The organism is Microcoleus sp. w2-18bC1 (assembly GCF_036700365.1).
Lineage (GTDB): Bacteria > Cyanobacteriota > Cyanobacteriia > Cyanobacteriales > Microcoleaceae > Microcoleus.
Map to the genome: position 1 here is coordinate 1 of NZ_JAUBOS010000010.1, position 901 is coordinate 901.

Genomic DNA, 901 nt, shown 5'->3' on the forward strand with positions numbered 1-901 from the left:
TGAGGATTTCAAAATACGATTGAATCAAGCTTTGGCCACTTGGTTCAACCAAGTTGGCTATGCAGCAGGTTTGTTACTCAAATCCTTACGAGATAAGGCTCAACAATGGTGGTATTTTCTCGATCACCCATCGGTGTCTCCGGATAATAATTTAGCAGAACGTTCTCTACGGCTAGCTGTAACGAAACGGAAAGTTTCTGGCGGTTCTCGTTCGATGAAGCGATTTGAGGAAACTGCTAATCTACTTAGTGTCATCCAAACCTGTCGTTTTCAAGCTCGTTCAGTAATGGCTTTTTTCCGTGAGGCTATTTCTGCCCATTCTTGTGACTTGGCTCGGCCTGATCTCATTCCCGAATTTCCGACCTGAATCCTTACAAGTATTTGCTGCAAATGATATCCTAAAACTGGTTAGCCAAGAGGGAGAAACCATAACGATAGTGGGTAGGGTCGTAAGGGTTGGGACTGATGACTTTGGCTCTATTACTTTTATAAATTTTGGAGACTTTCGTTCTTCACAAGGCTCGTATAAGCCATTTACCATTGTAGTTTTTTCTCAAGGATTAGCAAAAATTAGAAAGGTCAAAGGATGGGATTCGACAAAATTAGAAAGCCTGACAGGACAATATGTTGAAATTACGGGACTACTGGGAATTTACCAAAAAAGATTTAGACAAGACTACAAAGCTCCTCAAATCATTTGGGAAGACCCTTATCAAGTAAGAATAATTAGCAAGGCTGAGGCTGACAAATTCCTGGTTCCACCCCCTCAAACACCAGTCAGCCCCACTCCAACAACATCAACTGGGTCTTTTTCTGCCTCATCTGGGTCAATTCCACCCAGACCTGTACCGCCATCGGCATCTTCTCCCTCCCCAACACCGACATCAATAGCACCACCAAC

Annotated in this window: 1 protein-coding gene; it reads left to right on the forward strand. The window is 43.3% G+C overall.

Annotated features, from left to right (window positions below; all coding sequences use genetic code 11):
* Positions 1–367 (forward strand): IS66 family transposase (locus QT979_RS08660; RefSeq protein ID WP_333309261.1); only part of this gene is annotated, 367 nt, incomplete at its 5' end.
* Positions 368–901: the final 534 nt, after the last annotated feature.